The sequence below is a fragment of the Streptomyces sp. NPDC014623 genome, assembly GCF_043088245.1.
Classification (GTDB): Bacteria; Actinomycetota; Actinomycetes; order Streptomycetales; family Streptomycetaceae; genus Streptomyces.
Window position 1 is genome coordinate 190,442 of sequence record NZ_JBIBZU010000009.1, and the last position, 24,358, is coordinate 214,799.

General features: G+C 67.8%; 25 protein-coding genes. 14 read left to right on the forward strand and 11 right to left on the reverse strand.

What is annotated here, in order from left to right:
• Positions 1–45 precede the first annotated feature (45 nt).
• Genes ACF1FZ_RS17070 through ACF1FZ_RS17080 form a run of 3 tightly spaced genes read right to left on the reverse strand, consistent with a single transcriptional unit; the run spans position 46 to position 1,706 of the window.
• Positions 46–471, reverse strand: a complete 426-nt coding sequence (locus tag ACF1FZ_RS17070) for a hypothetical protein (RefSeq protein WP_391774180.1) — start codon at positions 469–471, stop codon at positions 46–48.
• A complete protein-coding gene (locus ACF1FZ_RS17075; RefSeq protein ID WP_391774181.1) occupies positions 468–758 on the reverse strand; it encodes a CopG family transcriptional regulator in 291 nt (96 codons plus the stop codon). The genes ACF1FZ_RS17070 and ACF1FZ_RS17075 overlap by 4 nt, the downstream gene beginning before the upstream one ends.
• A gap of 54 nt (positions 759–812) precedes the next feature.
• A complete protein-coding gene (locus ACF1FZ_RS17080; protein ID WP_391774256.1) occupies positions 813–1,706 on the reverse strand; it encodes a phosphorothioated DNA-binding restriction endonuclease in 894 nt (297 codons plus the stop codon).
• Positions 1,707–2,875: 1,169 nt separating this feature from the next.
• Here ACF1FZ_RS17080 and ACF1FZ_RS17085 point away from each other — a divergent pair.
• Complete coding sequence (locus ACF1FZ_RS17085; protein ID WP_391774182.1) at positions 2,876–4,486, forward strand: integrase; 1,611 nt, start codon at positions 2,876–2,878, stop codon at positions 4,484–4,486.
• Positions 4,487–4,792: 306 nt separating this feature from the next.
• Here the strand turns inward: ACF1FZ_RS17085 and ACF1FZ_RS17090 are convergent, their stop codons facing one another.
• Positions 4,793–5,056 carry a hypothetical protein gene (locus ACF1FZ_RS17090; RefSeq protein ID WP_391774183.1) on the reverse strand — a complete coding sequence of 88 codons (264 nt, stop codon included), beginning with the start codon at positions 5,054–5,056 and terminating at the stop codon, positions 4,793–4,795.
• The gene (locus ACF1FZ_RS17095; RefSeq protein ID WP_391774184.1) at positions 5,053–5,874 is read right to left on the reverse strand and encodes a hypothetical protein; all 822 of its coding nucleotides are present in this window, start codon (positions 5,872–5,874) and stop codon (positions 5,053–5,055) included. The genes ACF1FZ_RS17090 and ACF1FZ_RS17095 overlap by 4 nt, the downstream gene beginning before the upstream one ends.
• A gap of 579 nt (positions 5,875–6,453) precedes the next feature.
• On the opposite strand from ACF1FZ_RS17095, the gene ACF1FZ_RS17100 reads away from it, so the two are divergent.
• Positions 6,454–7,017 carry an HD domain-containing protein gene (locus ACF1FZ_RS17100; protein ID WP_391774185.1) on the forward strand — a complete coding sequence of 188 codons (564 nt, stop codon included), beginning with the start codon at positions 6,454–6,456 and terminating at the stop codon, positions 7,015–7,017.
• On the opposite strand, the gene ACF1FZ_RS17105 is transcribed toward ACF1FZ_RS17100, so the two are convergent.
• Both ACF1FZ_RS17105 and ACF1FZ_RS17110 read right to left on the reverse strand, forming a co-directional pair.
• Positions 7,005–7,472: an NUDIX domain-containing protein gene (locus ACF1FZ_RS17105; protein WP_365888033.1), complete on the reverse strand. Its 468-nt coding sequence runs from the start codon at positions 7,470–7,472 to the stop codon at positions 7,005–7,007. The genes ACF1FZ_RS17100 and ACF1FZ_RS17105 overlap by 13 nt on opposite strands.
• Positions 7,459–8,232, reverse strand: a complete 774-nt coding sequence (locus tag ACF1FZ_RS17110) for an XRE family transcriptional regulator (RefSeq protein ID WP_391774186.1) — start codon at positions 8,230–8,232, stop codon at positions 7,459–7,461. Before ACF1FZ_RS17110 ends, ACF1FZ_RS17105 begins: the two co-directional genes overlap by 14 nt.
• 97 nt (positions 8,233–8,329) lie before the next feature.
• Between ACF1FZ_RS17110 and ACF1FZ_RS17115 the strand changes: the two genes are divergently transcribed.
• The 5 genes from ACF1FZ_RS17115 (at position 8,330) to ACF1FZ_RS17135 (ending at position 11,835) form a co-directional block, all read left to right on the forward strand.
• On the forward strand, positions 8,330–9,022 hold the full coding sequence (locus ACF1FZ_RS17115) for an HAD family hydrolase (protein WP_391774187.1): 693 nt from the start codon (positions 8,330–8,332) through the stop codon (positions 9,020–9,022).
• Positions 9,023–9,129: 107 nt separating this feature from the next.
• Positions 9,130–10,032, forward strand: a complete 903-nt coding sequence (locus tag ACF1FZ_RS17120) for a radical SAM protein (protein WP_391774188.1) — start codon at positions 9,130–9,132, stop codon at positions 10,030–10,032.
• A complete protein-coding gene (locus ACF1FZ_RS17125) occupies positions 10,025–10,666 on the forward strand; it encodes a hypothetical protein (RefSeq protein WP_391774189.1) in 642 nt (213 codons plus the stop codon). The genes ACF1FZ_RS17120 and ACF1FZ_RS17125 overlap by 8 nt, the downstream gene beginning before the upstream one ends.
• Positions 10,584–11,231, forward strand: a complete 648-nt coding sequence (locus ACF1FZ_RS17130) for an SAM-dependent methyltransferase (protein WP_391774190.1) — start codon at positions 10,584–10,586, stop codon at positions 11,229–11,231. Before ACF1FZ_RS17125 ends, ACF1FZ_RS17130 begins: the two co-directional genes overlap by 83 nt.
• 16 nt (positions 11,232–11,247) lie before the next feature.
• Complete coding sequence (locus ACF1FZ_RS17135) at positions 11,248–11,835, forward strand: class IV adenylate cyclase (RefSeq protein WP_391774191.1); 588 nt, start codon at positions 11,248–11,250, stop codon at positions 11,833–11,835.
• Between the two features lie 889 nt (positions 11,836–12,724).
• On the opposite strand, the gene ACF1FZ_RS17140 is transcribed toward ACF1FZ_RS17135, so the two are convergent.
• The 4 genes from ACF1FZ_RS17140 to ACF1FZ_RS17155 all read right to left on the reverse strand — a co-directional run bounded on the left by ACF1FZ_RS17140 (position 12,725) and on the right by ACF1FZ_RS17155 (position 18,151).
• Positions 12,725–14,374, reverse strand: coding sequence for a relaxase/mobilization nuclease domain-containing protein (locus ACF1FZ_RS17140; protein ID WP_391774192.1), 1,650 nt, complete (start codon positions 14,372–14,374; stop codon positions 12,725–12,727).
• On the reverse strand, positions 14,375–14,869 hold the full coding sequence (mobC, locus tag ACF1FZ_RS17145; protein ID WP_391774193.1) for a plasmid mobilization relaxosome protein MobC: 495 nt from the start codon (positions 14,867–14,869) through the stop codon (positions 14,375–14,377).
• 170 nt (positions 14,870–15,039) lie between these two features.
• On the reverse strand, positions 15,040–16,380 hold the full coding sequence (locus ACF1FZ_RS17150; protein WP_391774194.1) for a hypothetical protein: 1,341 nt from the start codon (positions 16,378–16,380) through the stop codon (positions 15,040–15,042).
• A 253-nt stretch (positions 16,381–16,633) separates the two neighbouring features.
• Complete coding sequence (locus ACF1FZ_RS17155; protein ID WP_391774195.1) at positions 16,634–18,151, reverse strand: DnaB-like helicase N-terminal domain-containing protein; 1,518 nt, start codon at positions 18,149–18,151, stop codon at positions 16,634–16,636.
• A 322-nt stretch (positions 18,152–18,473) separates the two neighbouring features.
• Here ACF1FZ_RS17155 and ACF1FZ_RS17160 point away from each other — a divergent pair, with 322 nt between their 5' ends.
• From ACF1FZ_RS17160 to ACF1FZ_RS17190, 7 genes are all read left to right on the forward strand, one after another.
• The gene (locus ACF1FZ_RS17160; RefSeq protein WP_391774257.1) at positions 18,474–18,968 is read left to right on the forward strand and encodes a helix-turn-helix domain-containing protein; all 495 of its coding nucleotides are present in this window, start codon (positions 18,474–18,476) and stop codon (positions 18,966–18,968) included.
• Positions 18,969–19,135: 167 nt separating this feature from the next.
• The gene (locus tag ACF1FZ_RS17165) at positions 19,136–19,432 is read left to right on the forward strand and encodes a helix-turn-helix domain-containing protein (protein WP_391774196.1); all 297 of its coding nucleotides are present in this window, start codon (positions 19,136–19,138) and stop codon (positions 19,430–19,432) included.
• Complete coding sequence (locus ACF1FZ_RS17170; protein ID WP_391774197.1) at positions 19,429–21,195, forward strand: tyrosine-type recombinase/integrase; 1,767 nt, start codon at positions 19,429–19,431, stop codon at positions 21,193–21,195. The genes ACF1FZ_RS17165 and ACF1FZ_RS17170 overlap by 4 nt, the downstream gene beginning before the upstream one ends.
• Positions 21,196–21,250: 55 nt before the next feature.
• Positions 21,251–21,763 (forward strand): hypothetical protein, encoded by a 513-nt coding sequence (locus ACF1FZ_RS17175; RefSeq protein ID WP_361899080.1) that lies wholly within the window; start codon positions 21,251–21,253, stop codon positions 21,761–21,763.
• Positions 21,764–21,940: 177 nt separating this feature from the next.
• Positions 21,941–22,993 carry a hypothetical protein gene (locus ACF1FZ_RS17180; protein ID WP_384072696.1) on the forward strand — a complete coding sequence of 351 codons (1,053 nt, stop codon included), beginning with the start codon at positions 21,941–21,943 and terminating at the stop codon, positions 22,991–22,993.
• 37 nt (positions 22,994–23,030) lie between these two features.
• A complete protein-coding gene (locus ACF1FZ_RS17185; RefSeq protein ID WP_391774198.1) occupies positions 23,031–23,456 on the forward strand; it encodes a hypothetical protein in 426 nt (141 codons plus the stop codon).
• Entirely contained in the window at positions 23,449–24,063 is a 615-nt protein-coding gene (locus tag ACF1FZ_RS17190) for a hypothetical protein (RefSeq protein WP_391774199.1), read from the forward strand. Before ACF1FZ_RS17185 ends, ACF1FZ_RS17190 begins: the two co-directional genes overlap by 8 nt.
• Positions 24,064–24,358 lie beyond the last annotated feature (295 nt).

Here is a 24,358-nt window from a genome sequence, read left to right on the forward strand (position 1 = left end):
CCGGGCGGGGGTGGATGAGACCCCAACTGAGACCGGGGCGCCGGGTCATACCTTTTTGACGGCGATCGGCTTCGGGACCAACCTCTCCAGGTCGTCCGCATCCGAGGTGAAGACGGTGACCTGCCCCTTCTGCCGGCGCGCGATCAGGGCGAGTATCGCGGCGATCGCATATTTGTGGCCGTGCAGCTCGGCATCCGCCCGCAGGCGGCGGGCCTGGCGGGCCTCGTCCTTCCCGATGTCAGCGACTTCGAGCCGGGAAAGCACCCAGTCCCAGCGCTTCTCGGTGGTTCTGCCGTCGTGCGCCTCGACCAGCGTCATCGGAGACGTGACCACCTCCGCTTCCCCCCGGGCTGCGAGGTCGAGCCACGCGATCATCTTCCGGTCGCCGCGCACGGCCAGGGACAGGGCTTCGCAGCCGAGGACGAAGACGCGCAGCGGTCGCTGCCCGGACTCCCCGGACCGCTTCTTCACGCGGCTTCTCCGGCGCCGTACGTTCCGGTGGCGCGTCGGCGCTCGTGTTCGGCATCGAGGTCCTCCAACTCCTCGAACGCAGTGCTGCGCTCTTCTTCGGTGAGAGGACCGTGTTCGTCCTGCAGCCAGTCCGGCAGTTCCCGCAGTCGGTCCCGGTCGCGCTTGAAGCGCAGCGCCTCGGCGACGTACGCCGACATGCCCCGTTCTGCCGCCTCCGTGCGGATCTCGTCCAGGAGGTCCTCGGGGATTGTCACCGTTACCTTCTCCGACGCCGTACAAGAGGCCATACTCTTGGTAGCACGATCCTTACCAGGGCGTTCACGTGACCGCCGGGCCGGCGGTCAGGCGGTCGTGGCGGGACGTGGGCTGCCGTGGAAGACCTGGCCGGTGTGCCAGGAACGGTGGGCGGCGGCGATGGGGCGGACGCCCGGCTGGGGGCCGGTGAGCGGTCGGCCGGCGAGCGCGATGACGTGCTCGCGGGCGGCGGTGCTGTGGCCGATGAAGCTCTGCGAGACCAGGATGCGGTGGCCCTCGCCGAGACCGAGTACACCCTTGTCGAACAGCTTGTGGTGCAGCGAGCACAGGCACAGCCCGTTCTCGACGTCGTCCGGTCCGTTGAACGCCCACCAGCGCACGTGGGCGGCCTCAAGCCCGACCGGCACCGCGCCGATCCTGCCGTCGTACCCGCAGAAGGCACACTGGTGCTCGTACGCCGTCAGGACCATCTCCCGCATCCGCCGGTCCCGCTGCCTGCGCGCGGCCGAGAGCGGTCCGGCCCCGGCCTCCTCCAGCTCCAGGCCGACGGCTTCGCACAGCTCGCCGTGGAGGGAGGGCGGGAAGTTCATGTCGAGCAACACCCGTGCCATCCGGCCGAGCAGGGACGGCTCCCGCCGCAGCGCCGCCCGTAGCTCCGGCGTCAGCCGCCCGGTGGCGCCGGTTGCGCGCAGTTCCCTGACCCCGGTCCCGGGGCTGCCCGGCCCGCGCTCGGTGCACACCTCCCAAACGCCGTCACTCACCAGGTGATGGAAGGGGTAGGCGGGAGTCGTCCGGATACCGGGACCGTATTCGGCGAGCAGCCCCCGCAGGTCCTCCTCCACAGCGCTGTACCGCAGCTCGCCATCGGCGTCCTGCTGGAACCGGCTGAGCGCGTACAGGAACAGCAACGGCTTGTGCGGAGCCCGCGTCCCGCTCCTCGTCCACTGTCTCAACTGCGCGGCGCGCTCGACCCAGTTCATGGTCGACGATCGTAGTGGCGGCTCGCCGCAGCGCTTGGCCGTGGGGCATCGCCCCAGTGGCCGGGCGGTCACTGAGCCACGATGCGGATCCCGGCTACCCGGGCATGACGGGTGGATGCGGGAGAGGGGGGAAGACCCGGCCGTCGTCACACAGACGGCACCAGGCATACGAGTAGGAGACGGGTCGAGCACGAGCTCGCTGAGGGTGAGTACGGCCCGGTTGCCCGAGGCGGCGACGTACTCGGCAGTGAGGGCTGTGCCGGCGCCGACGGCATGGGCGAGCTGACGGACGTCGCTGTACGCCAGGTTCTTCGCGCAGTCGGCGACGATCTCCGCCGTGTCCGTGTCGTAGGGGGCCCCGGTGCCGAACGGGTCCGAAGCGGGAAGTGTCGTCAGGACGGCCCGCAGCCTGGCCGCCAGCTCGCTCAGGCGGGGTGCCACCGGAGTCACCGCCGCCAGGGACTGCTGCCGCCGGCCTGGGGCAGGGGCGACGGCAGGCCGGCCCCGGGCCTTTTCGACGCGTACGGTTCCGTCGGCCCTCTCGGCGATGTGGGCGCGACCGGAGGACCGGAGGACCGGAGTACGAGGAGGGTATTGTCGAAATATCTCTTATGCCGGAAATGAATGAGACCGGAACTGGGACCACGTACGTCGAAGGGCCCCACCGCAAGCGGTGGGGCCCTTCGACGTATTGCCCGGTGAGAGCAATGGCGGAGGATACGAGATTCGAACTCGTGAGGGGTTGCCCCCAACACGCTTTCCAAATGTTCGTCTGGGGATACGGGGTAGATCATCAGCGTCCTGACCTGCGCCGGAATGAGAGGCGTGGCGTCCGGTGGACGTTGCTGGACGGGGGTGAACGAGACCAGAACTGAGACCACATCCCTTCCCGGACCTCGGCCTTAGCAGCAGCTCGCGGGCGCCGGTCATGATCTTCATCCCGCTCGGCCGCCCGCTGCACGTCTGAAGGTGGCTGTGTCGCGATTCAGGACGACACAGTCCAATCTGGCTCAAACGGTAGACAGAGCGCTCCGGAAAAGAAAAAAGGAGCAGTGGCCACAATGTGGCGAGTGCTCCTTTAAGTCTGCTTAGACAGTATCACACCAGGAGGGAATGCGCAGGGAGAGGATGCATGACCCCGATAGGGTGCTGGAGTGAGCTCTTCAGGGGTGGACACCGTTGCCCAGCACGTCCTGGCACGTATGGTCGACTACTTTCAGGATGCGGGAACGCCGTGGCCGCGGCGCCTATGGGACGTCGGCTCGGTCCTGGCGCTGGAGGAGCTGTGGGAAGCCTGCCGCTGGCAGGCCCGCAATGTGCTGTCTTCTGCGGCTTGCGATTGGCAACGCAACGAGCTAGGCGCGCTGATCGGCCCGGACCGTGGCCTTGGCGAGAGGGACCTGCGCAAGGAGATTACGGAGCTGCTGAAGCGCTCGCTGGTAGACCCGAGCCCCGAGCACCGTCGCCTGAAGGTCATCATCGAATACGCCCGTGAGGGCTACCTGGAGCGGTGGGCCGAGGCTGCCAAGGCTGGCTCAGTCAAGCCGGAGCGGCTATCCCGCACCGTGGCTGCGCACCTGTTGGACCTCGGATACAGCAGCAGCTTTCTGTTGGCCTGGGCTCGGCAGACCGCCCGGTCCAGTCCGACGACGGTGGACATCCTTCTCGCGGCCGCCGAGCTTGCGGCTAAGGGCCGACGAGACTTCGAGGTGCTGATTGCCTTGGATAAGGTGCCCCGCCGTGACCTGGCCGAGCCGCTGCCCAACTGGCTCAGCAAGGGAGGGGTCGTTGCGTGGCTCAGGGAGAATGGCCACGACACGACCGGCTTTCGTGCCGGCGGTGGGTTCGTCTACACGGTGCCCGCCTGGGACGCCTTTGGCGCGGCGGGCCAGGCTCGCCAGTTGCTGGAGCGGATGAGGGCGCGGGCGGAGTTCCTGCGCAAGGACCGAGGAGGGGTCGCGCCACTGCCGTCGATCTGGGTCGCCGGCCACCGCGCCGCAGTTCCGCTCAGTCCTCCTGCCCGCGGGGCGGATGTGCTGTCCCTGGTTCATGAAGGCCACCTTTACAAGGTGGAAGGTCACCGGACTCGCATCGACGACGCCCTCGAGCTTGCGGCTGCGGTCAATCGCGGTGCCATAACCCCTGCCGTCGCTGGCGGCTGGGCCGCTGTCGAGTCGTTGCTGTCGCATCCAGACGACCCAAAAGGCGAGGAACGCTCCGGTAAGGCCGTCGCAGCCGACCGGCTGGCCGCGATCCTCGCGTGTTCCTGGCCTCGCGCCGAACTCACCACCCTTGCTCATCGGCACGCCCCAGTCCAACCCGACCCCCTCTTCGCAGCGGTTGCTGCAGCTGACACCAACCTGCGCTGCTGCCAGCTCATCGTGGATGCGCTCCAAACCGGTGGCGTCGGCGCCCTGGCACTGACCAAGAACACCAAGCTCTCCGACCGTGCTGCTGCTGACCGCATGGCCGCCTTGATTGTCGCCCCCACTCAGCAACTGCAGCAGGTCAACAAAGCTTTCCGGATTGCACTGCGTCGTCTATACCGGACACGCAACATCATTCTGCACGGCGGCTCCATCGATGGAGCCGCGTTGGAGGCGTCGCTGCGCACCGCCGCGCCCTTGATCGGCGCGGGACTAGACCGTGTTGTTCATGCCTACTACACGGAGGGCCTTGAACCCCTTGACCTTGCCGCCCGTGCTGAGGTTGCTCTCCAACTCATCAACGGCGAGACCGGTCTGAGCCTGGTGGAGCTACTGGAGCCTCGCCGCCGCTGACTGGGCAGATCCGTGTATTGCTGGGTGCCCCGACAGAGGCATGGATCAGCACAAGGGCTGGGAGGCGAGCATCATGCTGGCTGGGCTTCCGTCCGTATGCCGGACGCAATGATGCACAACATCACCCCGCAAGATCAGGAAAGTCATCTCGGAGTCCAAGAGAGTACCGCTGCGAGCACGAGCCATGATGGCTTTCGGTGAAGGGCCGGGCGGGAGGCGTCCGGCCCTTCACTTGCCGTGCGGGGCCAGCAAGGAGTTACTTGATGGCCACCATGCACGCCGAACAGGTAGCGGAGACCGCGTGCTTCACGGAGCTCGGGTTTCTGCGCTCGTCATCCTCGTCGGCCCGGATGCCGGGCCTGGGTGCTGCAACGTCTCGCCGGCGTCTCCTAGGCTGAAGAGAAGCGTCAGGACGGTCATGACGCCCACTGCCGCTCCGATCGCGCCCACCAGGTCTCCTCGGGTAGAGGCACCGTTATGGGTCTGCGTGGTGTGCTTGTAGACGGCGAGCCCGACGACGCAGCCGATGACGAGGAGCATCACGGCTTCGGAGGAGATCTGTACGGTCATCGCTGGCTTGCCTCGAAGAACTGCGGCCGACTGATCTTCCCGCTCGCCGCGAGCACACGAGCGGTTCCGCGGAGCCGGCGCAGCTGTCCCTCGACCGCGCGGGCGCTCATACCGCCCAGCAGAGCACCGATCTCGCGCTGGTTTAGCTCTGGGCGGCGCAGCATCAGTGTGCAGATGGCAGCAGCCTCCGGGGTGGCCTCGCTCAGTATCCGTCGCAGCGTGTCACGCGAGGCGACCGTTTCGGCGGGGTTGTCGAACAGACTGAGCTGACCGGGGAACACGGCTTCGATATCAGTGAGGTTGAGGAGCCCGTACGCCCTCATCTTTACTTCCCGGCGTCGCTTCCGGGACCAGGTCTTGAAGACGTCGCCGAAGGCCATAACGCATCCGCCCACGAAGAAGGTGAACATGCTGGCGCCCTTGTCCGGGTTCCATTCGCCGCCGCGCAGCGAGCGCTCCAGGAAGCGGGGTGCGGCCGCCGTGACGCTGTCCACGGCCAGGGCTTCGCGCACCTCTGAGGTTCGAGCGAAGATGGACAGTTCGATCTCTGAGGCGTCGAAGGCAACGTTGTAGCGGTGGCAGTGATGGGAGATGGCGCCCGATCGCATCCATGCCGTCAGGGTGCGGATGCCGTAGGTCCACAGCTCCTGGGCGAAGACGTCGTAGCGAGGGCCGCGGAACTCCACCCGCAGCAACTCGTCGTACAGTTTCCGGTCCTGCACGAGAGTCGGGGGAGGCGGATCGTCCCCGTCCTCGAATGGGATCTTCACCTTCAGCTCGGCCTCGTCGCCACTGCTGATCATTTTGAGCAACACCAATCCTCGCACGGTAGTTGTAAGTCTGGCGACTCATATGGATGCGAAGACTCGAGACCCCACACTTTGCTGCGACTTTTTTCTGGCGCTGCCGATAATTTCTTGGCGCTGTGCATCGGCGGTCAGCGATGGCAGGACTTGGACCCAACGCCGGTCATCGATGCCGTCGTAGTCGGATCGCTTCCGATGGGCGGCAAGCACCCGACGCTCCATCTGTCCGGCCCCAGCAAGCAGGCCAATCGGATCGCCGGACTCTTCACCGGCACCGCTTCGCCACCCGGGCGGAAGCGAGGCTGAAGATCGCGATATGGGTCACCGGCTTCTGTCGCACCAGGCGTATCCACCGCGTGGCCGACGGGCAGCTGCCCGCCATCTTCGAGAACACCATCCGAGAAGCGCGTGGCCCCACCGCTCACCAGGACCAGACTGCATGACCGAGGTCTCTACGAAACCCGGGGGTTGACACATCCTGATCCTGTTGCAGCGTGCTGGTGTTGCCAGTCTCTCCTGACCGCCGTAGCCGAGCACGTCCGGTCGATTCAGTTGAGACTGAGCGGGATTCCGCTGGGGCACGTAATGAGCATGAACGGATCGATGGCGAAGTGGGCATGGTCGGTGGCCGAGGGGGAGCTGCGTGAGCCTCTTCCTCGTCGATGGATGCACTCGCAAGGGGTCGCGCGGCGCGCGGCCGAGCTGACTGAACTCCTGGGTGGAGACGCGGACCTGCTGGCTTCTGCCGCCGTGCTTCACGACGTGGGCTACGCACCGCGGCTGGCAGCGACAGGCTTTCATCCGCTGGATGGTGCCCGGTTTCTCCGTGACGACCATGCTGCGGATGAACAGCTGGTTCGGTTGGTGGCGAACCACTCGTTCGCGTTGCTGGAGGCCGAGGAGCGCGGGCTGCGGGGCGTTCTTGAAGCCGAATTTCCGCTGTCCGACGGCCACCGGCTCGTGGATGCCTTGGTGTATTGCGACATGACGACGACGCCTGACGGGAAGGACACGTCTGCCGAGGATCGGCTGGAGGAAATCATGGGGCGCTACGGTGCAGACAGCCTGGTGGGGCGGTTCATCCGTCGGGCCTCGCCGGACATCCTGGCGGCCGTAGGGCGGGTGGAGGCGGCGTTGGCGGCTCAGCCCAGGTAGGGGTAGGTGCCGGCGAGGTAGTCGCCGATCTGTTGGCGCATGCTGGGGTGGATGTCGTAGTCGTCCAGGTCGTTCGGCTGGACGTAGCGGACGCCGTCGGCCTCGTCATTGATTGTGGGCTCGCCGCCGACCGGGCGGCCGATGTAGGTGTTCTCGTACTGCTGGCGGATCTCGCCGTCCGTGTAGGCCACGATGTGGTTCGGATTTGTGTAGACCCCCAGAAAACCCGTGACCTCGGCGATGATCCCGGTCTCCTCAAGGCACTCACGCACAGCGCACTGGGCCGCTGTCTCGCCGATGTCCTGCGCGCCGCCCGGCAGGGCCCATTGGCCTGTGTCCCGGCGGCGCTGGAGCAGTATGGCGCCGTTTTCGTCGACAACGAGCAGGTTGTTGGCGGGGATGAGCGTGTTCGCCTTGGGGGCCTTGGGGTCGTTGTAGTACTCAGTCCTGCCCATGTGACGCGGGCCCCTCCTGGTCTGGTGTCCAGGGCCGTGCGGTGGCCCAGACAGCTTCGAAACTCTGAGCGTAGTTGTCGAACCAGCCCGTGGTGGCGGCTCTGCGGAGATGCAGGACGGGGTTGGCGCTGGCCGGTTGACCCCAGACGTGCGGGTTGGCCAGGAGGTTGTTGTCGTAGCGGAACATGGAGGTGTAGAGCGTGGTGTCGTGCAGTCTCACCTCGCAGCCTGCCACAGAAAGTAAAGGCCGGTAGTAGGTCAGGGAGGCACGGATCTTGGCGGCGAGGGTGTCGCCGATGCCCTCCTCTCGGCCTCGAATGGCTGCTGCCTGACCGTTCGAGTCGCCGAAGCAGAGACGCACTCGCACCCCGTCCGACGCACGCTCGGCGAGCATCTTCGCGACGTGGGGATTGGACTGGGCAAAGAAGGTGCCGGAGAAGACGAGGACGCTGATCTGCTCCTGCGCGCCTCTGAGCAGCGACAGCCATGTGTCCCGTGGGACGCTCGCTCGGTTCTGGTAGGTCGTGACGAGCTCCTGCTCTGACCCGGCGGCTTGCTGTAAGGCTGAGCGTTCCGGTGCCGGCCAGAGGAACAGTTCCTCCACCCGCAGGTGCCGTGCGACGCGGAAGCGGTGGCGGGCGTGGGGAACACGTCCGCCGAGCCATCGGCTCACCGTCTTGGGGTCCACCTCGCAGACTTCGGCGAGGGATTCGGGTGGGATGCCGCGCTGGGCGAGTACGGAGTGCAGTCGCTCGTTCACAGTCGCCATACAAGCTGAAGGGGCCGGGAGCGGCAAGGACGTTCCGGGACGTTCTGCGGGACGTCGACGGCACGACCAGGGTGCTTACGCTGGGCATATGGAGCTCATCGTCCTGTGGGACATCGACCACACGCTGATCGAGAATGCCGGGGTCAGCAAGGAGATCTACGCCGCTGCCTTCACAGCGCTGTCGGGGAGAGAGCCCATGGGGCCGGCGCGGACAGAGGGCCGTACGGATCGCCTGATCATGCGCGACATGTTCCACCGAAATGGTGTGTCTGAGCCGGACTGGGGTGCTGTCGAGGAAGCCCTCACGGCCGCAGGTGCCGCGCGTCTGTCCGAGCTAAGCCGACGCGGCACAGCCTTGCCTGGCGTGCGTGAGATCTTGAAGGAAGCCTCCGTACGCAGTGCCTGGGTGTCCTCGGTACTCACCGGCAATATCGCGGCCAACGCGCGGGTGAAGGTATCGGCCTTCGACCTCGATCCCCTGCTTGATCTGCGAGTTGGCGCCTATGGTGCTGATGCTCTGCAGCGGCCGGACCTGGTTGCTGTCGCCCGTGATCGTGCCCAGCAGCTGCGAGGCGCACCAGGCGACGTGCCCGTCGTGCTCGTGGGCGATACGCCCAGGGACGTCGAGGCGGCAATCTCCACGGGTTCCGAGGTCATCGCGGTCGCCTCCGGCGTCCACAGTGCCGAGGAATTGGCCGCTGCCGGTGCGCATAGGATTCTGCCCGACCTGACGGACACCGCTCGTGTGCTCGGAATCCTGGAGGCATTCGCGGCGTCCTGAAAACGTCCCAGGACGTCCTTGGAGCGTCCCGATATGCGGTGACGGGGTCCGTACCTGTCCCGCCAGTATCAGGTCTCCCACCAGGCAAACGCCCGAAGGAGACCCTCGTGATCAGCGAAGTCACCGGGATCCGCAGAATCCGGATGCTGTACCTGCAGCTGCTGTACCGCTGCAACTTCGAATGCCTGCACTGCTTCCACGGCAAGCGGCTCCAGCACGCCGACGCCTTCACCGCGGACGAGGCGATCAACCTCCTCACCCTCATGCGCGACCAGTACGGCACCGAGGCTGTCACCCTGCTGGGCGGCGAACCGTTCGTCTACCGGGACCTCACCCAAGTCGTCCAGTACGCCAAGCGGGATCTGGGCCTGCGGGTCGAGATCTGCACCAACGGCTACCGGATTGAGCGCCGGCTGACCGAGATCGCCGCCGACCTGGACCTGCTCCGGGTATCGCTGGAGGGCATCGGCTCGACCAACGACCAGATCCGTAAGTTCGGAAGCTACCGCAGCGCGCTGAGCGCCCTCGAAATCGCCCAGCGGCTCGGTGTCCGCACCGGTGCCACCATGACGGTCACCTCACGCAACATCGAAGAGGTACTGCCGCTCGCTCGCGTACTCCAGGGCTACGGCGTGGAGCAGCTGAAACTGCACTGCCTCCGGCCGGTCGGCAACGCGGCCGATCACCCCGAGCTCCTGATCACCAACCCTGCGGCCTACACCCGCCTCCGGGGCCGGCTCGATGCGGCCGACCTGGAGATCGAGGTGATCGTCGACGAGGACCTGTCCGAGGCCGGCGCCCCGGATGCCTGCGTTCCCGATGGCGGCCCTGTCGAGATCGAACGGATCGAGGCCGACCCTCGCGGCGCGCTCACGATGTCCTGCAAGGCTGTCGGTAAGGACTCGCACGCGTTCTGGTACGACAAGCTGGCCGACCACATCGATCACCGGCCCTCCCCCACTGACGAGCTCACGCTCGCGGTACCGGATGTGGTGTACGCCCGTGTCTGACGGTCCGCTGTTCGAGAGCCTCGAAGGGCTCCGCGGCACCGGAAAGTCGACCATAGCCCCGATGCTGGCAGCGGCCCGCCGAGCCGTCCTGGTCCCGACCGTGCCGCTCTTCTACCAGCCGCTGCGCCGGGAGGTGGACCGGCGTGGAAACACCGAGGCCCGGATGTGCTTCTACCTGTCCGCGCTGTTCACCGTGACCGATGAGATCCGGCGCCTCCTGGCCGAGGGCACCTCGGTGGTCGTGGAGAGCTACTTCGCCCGCTGCCTGGCCAACCATCAGGCACTCGGCTCCAGCCTCGGCGTCAGGCTCCCACCCAGCCTGCCCCAGCCCGTGACGTACCAACTGACGTGCGGCAAGGGCGAGCGCGGTCGCCGGCTCGCCGAGCGCATCAAACCGGCCTCCCGCTGGGACGTCCTGGCGGAAGAGGCGGCAGACCGCGTTACCGACGCCTATGCCCAGTTCCCGATGCACCACGTGGACACCACACATCGGGACCCCGACGAGGTCCTCCAGACGATCTTGTCCATCGACACGCAAGGAGCCCGCCACCGTGCAAACGCAGAGCCTGTGGGAGCACACCCTCACGTTTTTCCCCCAGTTCCTCGCCGCGCTGAAGGAGCGTGCCGCTCCTGACGCCACGGTCATGGTCGTGGGGGCGAGCGACGGTAAGTTCGTCCTGCCCCTGGCCGCGGCCGGCTACCAGGTGGTCGCGGTAGAGCACGACCCGCTCGCTCTGCATGGTGGCGAGGTCATCCTCCCGGGTGACAACCGGGCCCACGCGATGGGCCTCGTCGACCGCCTCAAGCTCGAATCTCTCCACGACCGCGTGCAGATCGTGGAGGAGGGCTTCCTCCAATGGGAGCCTTCGGGCACGCCCTGCGATGCCATCTGGACGAGCTGCTCCTGGCATTACAGTGCCAACCATCATCGCCCGCTCGCTGATTTCGTCACCCGCATGCAGTCCTCTGTCGGCCAGAGCGGCCTGTACGGCGCGGAGTTCATGATGCCCATCACCCAGCGCCAGCACCTGATCGAGCACTACACGTCCCCCGAGAAGCTCAGGCGCCACTTCATCGGCGACTGGGACGTCCTGCTAACCCTGCGCACGAACGAGTTCGCCGAACGAGCCCACATCGGCCAGCTCCAGGACCACACCCACCGGATGGGCCTGCTCCTCGCGGCCCGCACCCCCTCCTAGTACGAAGGACGAACCCGTGAAGCACGAGTACGAGGCCAAGTTCCTCGCCATCGACGTCACCGGCCTCCAGAACCAGCTGACCGCCCTGGGCGCCACTCAAGCGTTCCCGCGTACCCTCCTGACTCGCAAGATCTTCGAGAACGACGCACTCGAAGGAGGCGCTTGGGTGCGGCTGCGGGACGAGGGCACCCGATCGACGCTCACGCTCAAGCAGGTCACCGACGCCACCACGATCAACGGCACCACCGAGATCGAGACCGAGGTGACGGATCTGCACGCCATGGCGGAGATCCTGCGCAGCCTCGGCATGCGCGAGGTGCGGTACCAGGAGAACTACCGCGAGGAATGGCGCCTCGGAGAGGTCGCCTTCGACTTCGACACATGGCCGGACCTCCCCACCTTCGTCGAGATCGAAGGCCCCGACGAGGCATCGGTCCGCCAGGCAGCTGCCCTGCTCGACCTCGACTACTCCGAAGCACGTTTCGGCAGCGTCGATGAGATCTACAAGAGCGAGTCCGGCAGGGACATCCTGGCCGAACCCACACTCCTCTTCGCCGACGCCGACAAGCGGGGTTCGGACAGGGCAGCTGTTCCGAGCGAGTGATCTTGAGGACCGAGCTGTGTTTATAGAACTGGCCGTGACACCTCGGGTCATACCCGGCATCGCCGAGTTCGCGCGCGGCGGTCTCCCTGCCGCGGCAGACACTGACGACGGCAATACGTGGACGGACGGCTTCTGCTGGCTCTACTGCGGCCAGCGATGGACCCGTGTCCTGTGGATCGGCCCCGTGAGTGTGGCTGGTGCCCAGGCAGCCATGTTCGCCTGCGGCCCGTGCATCCGCGTTTTGCAGGAGCAGGTCTGGCAGTCTCTTCTCCTTCACGATGAACCTGCTCGCCAGGTCCCGGTAAGCACGGCCCCCGCGCCCAAACAACCTGACGGACGCCGAGTCGGAAGGCATCGGGCGCGGGGCGGCCTGTTCAGTCGTGGATGAGGCCGCCGGAGGCATCGAGCCGATGCCGCCCCCACCGTGCTCGCGGGGCATTGGCGCTCTCCTGCGGCTGGGCCGGTCACCAGGCGTGGTGACCGGCCCAGCCGCTACCCACGCGCATCGGCGGCGTTGGCTGGCTCCAGGGTGGGTGGCGATAACTGTGGCTGGGGGCGTGACCCTTGTTGCTGAACAGTCTCTATGGATCTGGCTCGGCTCCGCGGGCGTGTCCTCCACCAGGCAGGCCGGCGCCAGCCTCGCGGAGGCGGCGGGTGAGGTCGGCCAGATCAACCTTGCCGAGTTGCTGCCGGTGCAGGTGGTGAAGGGGGCTTCGATGCCGGCGATCTGGCAGGCGGCGAGGCGGTTGTGGCCGTCGAGGATGGTTGCGTCGGCGTCGAGGACGATGCCCTTGTGCTGGCCCTTAGGTTCGCCGGGGTTGAGCATCGGGTCATGTCGGCGACGGGGTGGATCTTTAGGGTGCGTTCCATGTCGGACGTAGGGCGGGGCTCAGCGCGTGCGGCGCTGCTGGTCGGTGTGGACGGGGCGGTAGGGGGCCGGCTGTGGTGCCGGGCCACGGCTGGTTATTCGTTGGTTCAGGTCGGCGAGACGGTGCAGCCGCCAGGTGAGGACCTCGCTGACGCTGGTCGCGGTGTCGAGTTCTCGCCCGTGCGCGGCTTGGGCGAGGAGGGCGGTGGGGTTGTGGCCGGCGCTGCCGGCCTGGGCGAGGGTGGCTGCCAGGGCGGGCCAGCCGGTCTCGGTGAGGATCTGCTCGGCCTGCTCGGGGAGGGCTCGCCGGACGGCGTTCGCTTGCTGGTGGCGAAGCCATTCGGGCAGCTGGGTTCCTCGCTGATGGATCACTGCCAGTGGCGCGGTCGCGGCGGCCTTATACGCGGTGCGGAGGTGCACGGCGGCCTGTGATGCGGCCTTGGCCTGTTGGGTGTGGCCGCGAGCGCGGTGCCAGTGCTGCGCAGCCACGGCTGCCAGGAGGACGGCGTCGAGAAGGACCGTGAGGAGGACTCCGTCCTTCGGAGCGGGTTCACGCAGGATCGCTTTGACTGCTTGCCGGGTGGCGTGGGCCTGTTGGTGCTGTGCGCGGATTCGGGAGCGGCTCGCCCGCTCGAAGACGGTGGCTGCTTGCAGGAGCTCGGACCGCAGGCTCGTGGGGGCGGAGAGGGGCAGGACGTCGAGGGCTTCGGCGAGGACGGTGACGTGGGCCTGACCGGCTTCGGCGTCGTCGTTGCTGAGGTGGTCGGGGATCTGGTCGATGGCGACGGTGAGGCGCCGCCAGGCCGGGAAGCCGGTGCCTTCCTTCGGTGCCGCCTTTGGAGCCGTGAGGCGATCGGCGATCTTGGGATAGGAGAGGTCGGGGGCGAGGGTGGAGCCGGAGAACCACACCGGTTGGCCCCGGGCGTTGGTGTCACCGTCGAGCGCGACCTTGTAGCCGCGGACGTCCCCGGACGGGAAGTACTGGATCTCGACGAGCGCGCCGGAACCCTCGACGAGCCGGAAGAACTCCTCGGTGTCCGTGGCCGCCGAGACAGCGGTGCGGACGACGGTACGAAGGTGCTCACGGGAGGTCCGGGCGTTCCCCGTGCGGCGGGCTTTCTCCTGCTCGGTGCGGGTGGGGCGCTTGGCGGCGGTACGGTCGCCGCGCGGGACCTGCCGTAGCCCGTACGCCTTCTCGATCGCTTCGAGTTCCTTGTCGGCGCGCAGGAAGTCGTTCCAGTTCCGTGGCGGGCGGAGGTCGCCTCGGACCTTGGTGGCGACGATGTGGATGTGGTCGTCGGCGTGGCGGACGGCGACCCAGCGGCAGGCGTCGGGGTCACCGTCCGGGGCGATGCCGGTGGCGTCCAGGACACGGCGGGCGATGGCGGCCCACTTGGCGTCGGACATGTGGCGGTCCTCGGGGGCGGCGCGGATCGAGCAGTGCCAGACGTGGTTCTTCAGCGCCTTGCTGCCGGCCTGCTTGACCCGCAGGTCGAGGACGTCGGCGAGCTGGGCGAGGGTGGCGTCGGGGTCGCGGCCGGGGTCGGGTGCGAAGCCGTCGAACGAGGCAACGATGTGGGGGTCGGTGTGTTCGTTGGCGCGGCCGGGACCGTAGAGGTAGTTCAGGACGCCCCTGGTCTTGTGGCCGGGCTTGACGATGTTCGCGATCAATCAGGCCGCCCGGTGGATCGTGGCGGCCGCATCCGCGGCGGCGTCGACCGCTGTGATCGTTTGCTTCACGACAGCCACGAGCTGACGGGCCTCCGCGAGCACGGCGGAATCCACAGGGTGTGCATCGCCGTCGGCGTTGAGGCGGTGGGCGATCTGGTTCGCGTTCGTGCCGATCCTGGAGAGCTCCGTCCGGAGGGCGGCGTACTCGTCGATCAGGTCGTCGTTGGCGGTGCGCTCGGCGGGCAGGGCCAGGTCGTCGTTCAAGTGGGCCATGACGATGGCGCCGACCAGGTGCGCGCCGGCCAGGCCGAGGCGACGGGCTTCCGCCAGAATCGCCTGCTTCTCGTCGACGCCGTAGCGGACATCGACACGCTCCTTACGCTGCACGTCCTGGCGGGCACGGCGGCGTGCCGCTCGGTACAGCGCGGCCTCATCGGCGGCACGCACACCCCCGGTGCCCGGTGCGCCCTCGCGCTGGGGACCCGCCTCCGCCACCCCCGGGGCGGAGGCTTCGGCATTGGACCGGCCCTTGGACGGTCCAACGCCATACCTTGCTCCGCCCGGGGCTGGGTGGGTGGCCGACTGCATTTGGAGCTGGGGCGTGGTGGGTTCGGGAGGGGAGTAGGGCATGGATTTCCTTCCGGTTAGGAGGGGGCAGATGGCCGTCAGCCTTGGCGGAAGGCGTGACGTTCGGTTTTGACCGCCCGGACCATGGCCCCGGCGTGGTCGCTGGCGACGCTGTATCCGTCGTCGCGTACGGCCTGCTCCAGGAGGTCGCGGGACAGGCGGCCGTGCCCGTCAAGGAGCCTCTGGGCGTAGCTGCGAAGAACCTCGTCTGTAGCGCGGAGCTTCTGGCCGGGCCGTTCTGCTTTCGGCGCGGAGCAGTCGCCCGTGGTGGGTTCTGAGCTGCTGCCCGTGGGAGGCGAAGCTGCGGTTCGCGGGCGGGCAGGAGCCGGGCCGGAACGGGCGGTGGGGCCCTGGCGATCGTCGAAGCCGGGCGACTCGTCGCCTGGCTCCGACGGGTGCAGGCGTGGCTGCTTCTGCACTCGATCGCCGCCATCATCCGCCCGCTCGACGGCTTCCGCCCGAGAGTGGTCGGGCTGGGCTGCGGGCGGGCTGGCGGGCCGCCCGGAGGGCGGGGTCCACCGTCCGTGCAGGTCGATGGTGGCCAGATCGGCTGCCTGACGTCGGGTGGCGAGCTGACGAAGAAGCTGCTCGTTGCGGAGCGGGTCGGCATCAACGCCGGAGCGGGCGAGGGCCTTGGACAGACGACGCACGGTGCGCCGGCCCGTCCGCCCGGTGCGCTGCCCGGGCGTCATCTCGGCGAGACGGGCGGCCAGCGCGACCGCCCGGTGCGTGGCCCGGTCATGGATGATCTGGGCGGCGCCCTGGTCCTGCTCGACGATGCCGAGGCGGGCGAGCAACCGCTCGCGGGCCTGCCGGACGAGGACGGCCACGAGCCCGCGGGAGGCGGAGCCGGGTGTGTGCTGGCGTAGCTCAATGCCCATGGCCAGGTGCCACAGCACCGCAGCCATCACCGGACCGGTGAAGGCACGCACGGTGCCTCCGACCGGGCCGGACTCTGCGTAAGCGGGGATGGCCTGCATCGTGGTGATGACCCAGACCAGGACTCCGGGCAGCCCGGCCGCGCTCCTCGGCCCGTGCAAATTCTGGCGGGCCATCAGAGCCATGGAGAACAGCGCGAGCTCAGCGGCTGCGAACATCACGGCGCGCTCGGTGGTGTCGCGCATGCCGAGGTGGTGGGCGGCGAACCGCCAGCTGGTATCGGCGCTGTAGGCAGTACACACAAGCGCCGCCACCGCAGCGGTGACGACTGCTGCCGAAGGGTTCTGCTTCTGATCACGGGCGCGACGACGGCTGCGCCGAGTCCGCAGGCCCGCAAGGAGCGCACCTGCGGCGACGGCCAAGACGGTCACGGGCAGGAGGGGGCTGTCGGCGTTCGGGAGCGAGATGGTGGCGAGCATTTCGGATATTGCGGGGGCCATGTAGAGGGCTACTCCGAGACAGGGCAGGGAAGGCGATCACACGCGTTCACGGAGGGGGCGTACACGCGGGCCCCCTTCTAAAGGGGGGCCCGCGCGTGATCGCTCGGGCGTGTGAGCGGCGTGAACGGTCGTGTGATCGCTTGACCTGCGGTTTTTCTGTGAGCGTGTGCGCTGTGAGCGGTTCGCGGCGGTCTGAGGCTGCGGAGGCCGCGTGTACGGTCGCGTGAACGCTCCGAGAGGGTCGGAGCGGGGATCAGCCCACGGAGATGAGGTGGCGAGCGGAGGCGTAATAGCGGGCCTGCTGGCCGCCTCCGGCCCCTCCAGCGATGCCGTCGGTCTTGGTGGCAAGACTGCTGTCGACGAGGCGGCCGAGATGGCGGCGCGCCTTCTCGACGTCGGCTCGCTCGGGTTCGCCACCGACGAGGATGGTCGCCAGTTCGCGTGCGGTTAGCCCGCCAGGGGCGTTCCGCAGCAGGACGGCGGGGTCCTTGGTGGGGTCGACGGTGGTGGTCCCACGTACATGGTCGTGGGTGACGTCAAGGGGGCCGACTTCGCCGGTGGGCGTCTTGAGGTGGTGCAGAGTGACTGCGGGGTCGCCTGCCCTGCCGGTGATGAACAGGACGCTGCCGGCGCCGGCGGTGAACCAGGTGGAGCCGTAGACCTGGTCCAGGCTGGGGCGCTGGCCGCGTGGCCCGTCGGCGGTTGCCTTGCGCTGGTGGTGCAGCTCCATGATCTCCACCCCGTTGCGTAGGGCGCGCATGCGGGCGTTGTGGAAGGCGACCGCGAGGCTGTCGTCGACCATCGTGCTAACCGCGTCCTTGAGGCTGTCGATCACGATGGTGTCGGCCTGGTGGGCGGCGGCGAGGTCGGCCAGGAGGTCGGGCTCTTTGTCGAGGGTGGCGGGCAGCGGGCCCTCCCAGACCACGAGCCGCTCGCGCAGGATCCTCTCGTCGGTGGAGAAGACACGGCGGGCCATGGCCTTGGCGATCTGTTTCGGGCGGTCCATCGCCAGGTAGAGCACGCGCCTGCTGGGTGCGACGGGCATCTCCAGGACGGTCTCCGTCAGGCCGAGGCGAGCGAAGATTACCTGATGGGCCAAGGTCGTCTTACCGACGCCCGGAGCACCGACGATCATCAGACTCTCGCCGGGCGCCCAGATGCTCTTCTCGCCCGTGCCCCACAAGGGCTCGGCGTTCGCGCCACTCTCTTTGACGAACGACCATCCGTCGGTGGCGAAGCGGGACAGCCGCCCCTGTCCCGAAGCGAGTGCGCGCTCGCGTTCGGCTCGTACTTCCGTTTCGATCTCGCTGCGGATCGCCTCGGGATCAGCGCCGGGCTCCCGGACCCGCTGGAGAGTGCGCACGGCTGAGGTCACCAGGCGGCGCAGGTCTGCCTTGGCGCGGACGATTTCCGCGTGATACTCCGCGCTGCTGGTGCCGTAGGGGGCGTCGGCGAGCTGGGACACGTAGACGGGGCCGCCCACGCGCTGCAGGTCGCCCTGCTGCTGGAGCAGCTCGGTCAGAACGATCGGGTCGGTTGGCTTGTCCTCGCGATGCTGTGCGAGGAGCGCGCGCCAGATGGTCTCGTGCGCGGGCCGGTAGAAGGCGTCGTCGCCGAGGATGGGCCTGACAGCGGCGATGATGCTGGGTTCGTGCATGCAGGCGCCGAGAACCGCGCACTCGGCTTCCAGGTTGAACGGATGCTCCGTCGGGGCGGGGCCTTTGTCGAAGCGGGATGGCGTCTGGGAGGGCAGGGTCGTACCCTGGTTCACGGAGCTCCTCACCCGGCAGGCCACACGGGGCGGCAACCCCGGCCTCCGGTTTCGATCGTTCAGGGATGGATGGTTGTGCGGTGGAGCCTCTACTTCGGCCCCGGTGTTCGTAGCACCGGGGCCGCTTTGCGTGTGCGGTTCCGTCCGTCGCTGTACGGCGGACTACGACCATAGCCGAGATTTTCGGTAACGCAATGCCTTGCATTTCAATCCGCAACGATGTTTAGTTGTGGGTGCTGGATCGAACTGATCTGTTATCGCGTGAAGGGAGGTGTGAGTGAGCGAGGAGGAGGGCGCGGAGCGCGCCGGCCCAGGCCGACCGGTGCCGGAAGATCACGTCGCCGCACGCGTCAAGCTGGAACGCGAGGTCCGCGGTTGGAGCACGGTGAAGCTCGCCGAGGAGATGGCCGCCGTCGGCCATCCGATCAATCAATCCGCGATCTGGCGCATCGAGAGCGGCAAGCCGCGTCGCAGGGTCAACCTCGACGAGGCGCTCGGCTTCTGCAAGGTCTTCGATCTCACCATGCAGGACCTGACCGGGCCGCCGGACGAGCTGGCCACGCCCCGCATCCGCCAGCTCGCACACGAGTACGTTCAGATGACGCTGGAGTACCGCCAACTGCGAGCGGCGATCGACCGAAACCAGATGCACCTGCGTGAGATCGATGTCGAACTCAACGCCTACGGTGACAAGGGTCCTGAGCAGAGAGGACAGGTCGACGAACTCCTGCGGTTCGAAGAACGGACGCAGCAGAGAAATCTGCACCCGTCCAGGGCTCACCTGAGAAATCAGAAGCAGTCACCGGCCGGCGAGTAGCCGACCACTGTCTTTCTGCGGCGCTACGAACGCCAACGAGCCCCACACGGCGACTGCCATCGCCGACGATCATCCACCGCCCCATCCATCCCTGAACGACGCCGCTGGCCAGGCCGACGGGAGTTGCCGCTCCCTCGACGCCGCAGGCCGGCGCAAGGAGCACCTCCATGCCGCAGCCCGTCCTGCCCGTTTCCCAGATAGCCCAGCTTCTGGATGTCCCCGAAGACGCCCTGCGCACTCTGATGGCCGAGCGCCGCCCCACTGGGGACACGACCCTTGTCGCGCTCACCGTCACCGAGGCCGCCCGCCGAATCGGCATCGGCCGCACCAAGCTCTACGAGTACGTCTCCTCCGGCGAGATCGCATCCGTCAAGATCGGGAGCCTGCGCCGCATCCCGGCGGAGGCAGTGAACGACTTCCTGGCCCGCCGCCTGTCGACAACCGACTTCAGGGCCGCCGCGTGACTCGCTCCTTCGCATCGAAGCCCCGCCAGCCCAACGGCGCCTCGTCCATCTACCTCGGCAAGGACGGACGCTGGCACGGCCGAGTCACCGTCGGCGTCAAGGACGACGGCACCCCTGACCGCCGCCACGTCAGCCGTAAGACCCGCGCCGAGGTCACCAAGGTCGTCCGCGAGCTGGAGCGCCAGCGGGACAAGGGCGCGGTGCGCAAGGCCGGCCAGAGCTGGACGCTTGCGACCTGGCTAACCCACTGGGTCGAGAACATCGCAGCGCCGAACGTCTCCGAGAACACCATCGACGGCTACCGGGTTGCGGTGAACTACCACCTCGTACCCGGCCTTGGTGCCCACCGCCTGGAGAAGCTGGAGCCGGAGCACCTGGAGCGCTTCTACAAGAAGATGCAGGAGACTGGCAGCGCCGCCGGCACTGCCCACCAGGTGCACCGCACCCTCCGTACCGCGCTCAACGAAGCCGTGCGCCGTGGGCACGTCGTCCGGAATCCGGCGACGATCGCGAAGGCCCCGCGTCTCGAAGAGGACGAAGTCGAGCCGTACTCGGTCGAGGAGGTCCAATGCCTCCTGGCGGAGGCGGGGAAGCACCGCAACGCGGCCCGCTGGGTCATCGCCTTGGCGCTCGGACTCCGTCAGGGCGAGGTCCTCGGCATGCAGTGGACCGACATCGACTTTGAGCTCGGAGTCATCCGTGTCCGACGAGGGCGCCTCCGGCCCCGCTACGAGCACGGCTGCGGTAACCGCTGCGGGCGCAAGCCCGGCTACTGCCCGCAGAAGATCAACGTCCGGCGCGAGACCAAGAGCGTGAAGTCACGAGCCGGTCAGCGGCCCATCGGCGTTCCTGACGAGCTGATGACCCTGCTCCGCCGGCACAAGGAGGAGCAGGGCCGAGAGCGCGCTCTCGCCCGTGACCTCTGGACGGAGAAGGAGTACGTCTTCACCTCGCCGGTCGGTGAACCCCTGAACCCGAACACCGACTTCCACCGGTGGAAGGACCTGCTGAAGGCTGCGGGGGTTCGCGACGGCCGCCTTCACGACGCCCGCCACACGGCGGCCACGGTCCTGCTCATCCTCGGGATCTCCGACGCCGTCGTCGACAGCATCATGGGCTGGGAGCCCGGCAAGTCCGCACGGATGCGCCGCCGCTACCAGCACATGACCGGCCCCGTCCTGCAGCAGACTGCTGCCAAGATCGGAGCCCTGCTCTGGGCCGTGCCTGCGGACGCCGCGGAGGAGGTTGGCTCCCGTGCCGCCGTGCGCTCCGGCCCTGCCTCGGTCGACTCAGCTGTCTACCTCGCTGACCTTGGCGGCCGACGCCTGGCCTTCGCCGCCCGCGAGCACGCGGAGCAAGTGATTGCCCAGTGGAGCGAGGACCGGCCAGGCCAGGCGGCACAGGTCGAGGAGATGGGGCGGGAACACTGGGAGGCCGAGGCGGGAGGTGGAGCCCAGCTCATCCGCCATGAGGTTCCCGACCGCCGAATGGTGCACCACGCTCATGCCGTGTTCCTGACGGGAGGTGAACGGCTCAACGTCGGGAGTCCTGCCCGATGGTCGACATGGGCCTGGGACTTCGAGCCCGATCTGTACACGGACCTGCCAGTCCGCTGGCACACTTCTCGTCGGCCAGGCCAGGAGGTCGAGGCCCACGTGCGGGGCACGGACGAGAACGCGGTCTCGTCGGCCTACGGGGAGGCGTGCGCACAGGCTGTGGACCGGGCGCGTAATCCCGCCACGTACGGCGATGGGCAGAGTTAGCGGCCCGCAGCGCGGAAGAACGCGCTGCGAAGGAGAGCGATGGAGGCCCCACGGCATGAAGTACAAGAACGAAGCCGAGATCATGCGCGCGCTCGGGATCGACACCTGGAGGCATCTCTCCAAGGAGAAAGCGGTCAAGTTCGCGGCCATGATGCCTGACATGGACACCGAAGTGGCCATGAAGATCGTCGAACAGTTCCCCGAGTTCAGGAAGTTCGCCACGGATGCCTTCGGCGCCATTGAGAAGGCCCACGAGGCCACTCTCGCGGACGGCAGGCATAGCCTGGATCAGGTTTACCAGGCCCTCCGGGAGAACCGGGTGATCTTCGAGCGAGAACTCCACAGAGGCGACCTGACCTGGGAACAGAGGAAGCACCTCCTCGAACTCATCCAGGAAACGGCAAGACTTGCTTCTCAGAAGGACTCTGAGCACAAGCGGCACGTGGACGGTCTACTGAAGAAGGTCATGGTCGGTGTCGGTTCCGGGCTGGCTCTGGCTGTGGTTTTCGTCGGGGGCCGGATCCTTACCCAGGACAAGGAAGAACCCGATGACTCTGGGGAGTCGTGAGACCTGGCGGCGCCGGCCCTTGACCTCGGTGACCGTCTCATCGACCGGGCCGCGCTGGGCTGTGACTCCCGCTCAGAGCGGGGGCGTTGTCAGTGGCGTGCGTCAGACTCGGAGCACGGTACACGCCCGTGCCGGCTGTCTGTCCACGCACCGCACCCCCGCCCGCAAGGAACGGTCATGGCACATCTGCACAATCAGTTCGACGACCTGCTCACTCTGATCAACGTAGATCCCGACGTCCTCGCGGCGACGCGCGAACGTCTGGTGCTGGCCCGCAGGTTGGCCGAGCAGCACCCCGAGGGCCGTACGTCGTACAGCTCGGGTTCGATCCCCGTTCGCACCCACATTCAGCCGCACGCGGGAGCCGTCAGCGACGGGGACGGCGGGATCATCCTGGACCGTGTCCGGCACCCGGAGCTTGGTCCTGACGGCGAATGGGAGGCCCCGCACGCCGTCACCGACGAACTCGTCGCGTTCATCGGTCCGAAGCTCCGCGACCCGGGGCGCACCCCGTCTTATCCAAAAGCGCGAGTGTGCAAGTCCCGGCGGGGTCTCAAGATTCATTTCGGTGCTCCGGTTAACGGCACGGATGTCACGGTCGATCTCATCGTGGCGCTGCGCCGCCGCGATGGGCGCGGACTGTGGATCCCCGACCTGCAGCGGGCCCAGGGCTCCAAGAAGGCATGGAGTGCCAGCGACCCCCAAGGCCACGTGGAGCTGTTGACATCCGGCGCCGACGCCCTGCGGCGCACCCGGCGCCGCGCCATCCGCATCCTTAAGGCGTGGAATGCTCAGGCTACGAAGCCAGGCTTTTCCTCGCACCAACTCTCGGTATGGGCATATGAGTTCGTCGAGCCGCGAATGGGCCTCGTCGGCGCCGTCCACACGGTGCTGCGGGAGGCCGCCCTGCGCCTCCAGCGTGGCGAGCCGACCAAGGATCCGCGCTCCGTCTCGCCCGACCTCAAGCCGCTGATCCCTGATGCGGACGCGGAGCGGCGGCTGCGGGTCGCCGCCGACAAGCTCGCGAAGGCCATAGCCGACCCCGACGACATCGAGACGGTGGCGGAGGTCTTGGAGCAGCTCTTCCCCAAGACGATGCGTGAACGCGAGCGCGTCTTCTCCGCCGCCTCCACTCCCCTGAGCACCACCGCCAGCCTCGGTCTCGCCGGCGCGAGCGTGCTCCTTCCGAAGACGCGCTCGTGGAGAGAGGACGTGGCCGTTGAGCGGTGACCGGCGTCCCGCGCGCCGTCCTTGGTTCGCCCGTCCCATGGCCCGCGCCAAGCTGTTGACCGAGATGTGTTCAACGGGGCTCGACGTGCGCGAGGTGGAGAAGCCCGCCGACTTCGCGTCCGGTTTCACTGTCCAGGTCTACCCGCACGTGCAGATCCTGCCCTCGCACAGTCTCCGCATCGTCTTCGCTCCCAGCGATCCGGCATTCCCCCGCGTCCACGCACGCGGACCTGACTGTCCCGCCCACCGCAACTCCGACGGCTCCCTTTGCCTCTGGTACCCGAAGGACGCCCCTTCGCGCCGCTGGACGCCCGGTGACGGCGGGCGGCTCCTCATCGCGATCATCGTCCGCCATCTGCGCTGGGAGTCCGCCTACCGCGCCACCAACATCTGGCCGGGCTTCGAAGCACCCCACGGCCACGGTTCGCCGGGCCTCGACGAACAGGACCACATCATTGGCTGACGCGATCAAAGTCTTCGGCCCCTACGCCGCTGTTTTCGCCGCACTCGTGACCGGCCTCGTCCTCGGCCTCCAGGCGCGGATTGGCCGTCGCGCCCAGCTGCAGGAGCGGAAGCAGGAATTGTTCGCGAGCGCGTACGAGGCGAGCATCCAGTACGCGGAGATGGCTTACGCCGTGCGGCGCCGCCGCGCGGACGCTGCCGCCGAGGAGCGGGTCCGCCTGTCGGAGCAGCTGCGAGAGATCCAGTCCAGACTGACCTGGCACGAGGCGTGGGTCCGCTTCGAGGCTCCGGAGGTGGGCGCCGCGTATGACGAACTTGTCGCCCGTACGCGGACGGTGGCCGGGCAGAGCATGAAGGATGCGTGGCTCTCGCCCCCAGGGGCGGACGACACGGCGATGGTGATCCCGACGTCGGTGATCGACCTACGGGCGTTGGCGGATGTCCGCGAGCGCTACATGGCCGCGGTGGAAGCGCACCTTCGCCCCCGGGGCCGTGCCCGCCGCCTTTTCCCGCGCCCGCGCCCGCGCCGCGCCATGCCACCCCCACCCGTGCCTGCTCCCCCGGCCGGTGGGACGACCCCCGGCGGCCCCGTCGGCGGCTCGCCGTGAGGCGAAATACACGCACACCCCCGCCTCCGGCCGGCACTGGCCCTGGACCCACGTGATCATCGACGCCCTCGAACGGCTCGCTCTCCTACCGAACCCCGGGTGACCAGAAGGTCTCCCCGTTCCCACGCGAGCCCTTCACCCGGAGCAGTGAAACCCCGCGCCACCCCGAGACGACATTTGGGCCCCCGACCTGCCCCTCTACCCACCACACGAAACGGCCGACCGACTCCGCGGCGGACCGTCAAGCAAGATCGAGGTTGGGGACCTCGCCCCTGCGAAGGCATCCGAATGCGGG

Coding starts and splice junctions, on each gene's coding strand:
- ACF1FZ_RS17100 (WP_391774185.1), top strand. CDS start 6,454: ATGAACGGATCGATGGCGAAGTGGGCATGGTCGGTGGCCGAGGGGGAG.
- ACF1FZ_RS17175 (WP_361899080.1), top strand. CDS start 21,251: ATGAAGTACAAGAACGAAGCCGAGATCATGCGCGCGCTCGGGATCGAC.
- ACF1FZ_RS17150 (WP_391774194.1), bottom strand. CDS start 16,380: ATGGCCCCCGCAATATCCGAAATGCTCGCCACCATCTCGCTCCCGAAC.
- ACF1FZ_RS17180 (WP_384072696.1), top strand. CDS start 21,941: ATGGCACATCTGCACAATCAGTTCGACGACCTGCTCACTCTGATCAAC.
- ACF1FZ_RS17185 (WP_391774198.1), top strand. CDS start 23,031: ATGGCCCGCGCCAAGCTGTTGACCGAGATGTGTTCAACGGGGCTCGAC.
- ACF1FZ_RS17090 (WP_391774183.1), bottom strand. CDS start 5,056: ATGACCGTACAGATCTCCTCCGAAGCCGTGATGCTCCTCGTCATCGGC.
- ACF1FZ_RS17165 (WP_391774196.1), top strand. CDS start 19,136: ATGCCGCAGCCCGTCCTGCCCGTTTCCCAGATAGCCCAGCTTCTGGAT.
- ACF1FZ_RS17115 (WP_391774187.1), top strand. CDS start 8,330: ATGGAGCTCATCGTCCTGTGGGACATCGACCACACGCTGATCGAGAAT.
- ACF1FZ_RS17105 (WP_365888033.1), bottom strand. CDS start 7,472: ATGGGCAGGACTGAGTACTACAACGACCCCAAGGCCCCCAAGGCGAAC.
- ACF1FZ_RS17075 (WP_391774181.1), bottom strand. CDS start 758: ATGGCCTCTTGTACGGCGTCGGAGAAGGTAACGGTGACAATCCCCGAG.
- ACF1FZ_RS17080 (WP_391774256.1), bottom strand. CDS start 1,706: ATGAACTGGGTCGAGCGCGCCGCGCAGTTGAGACAGTGGACGAGGAGC.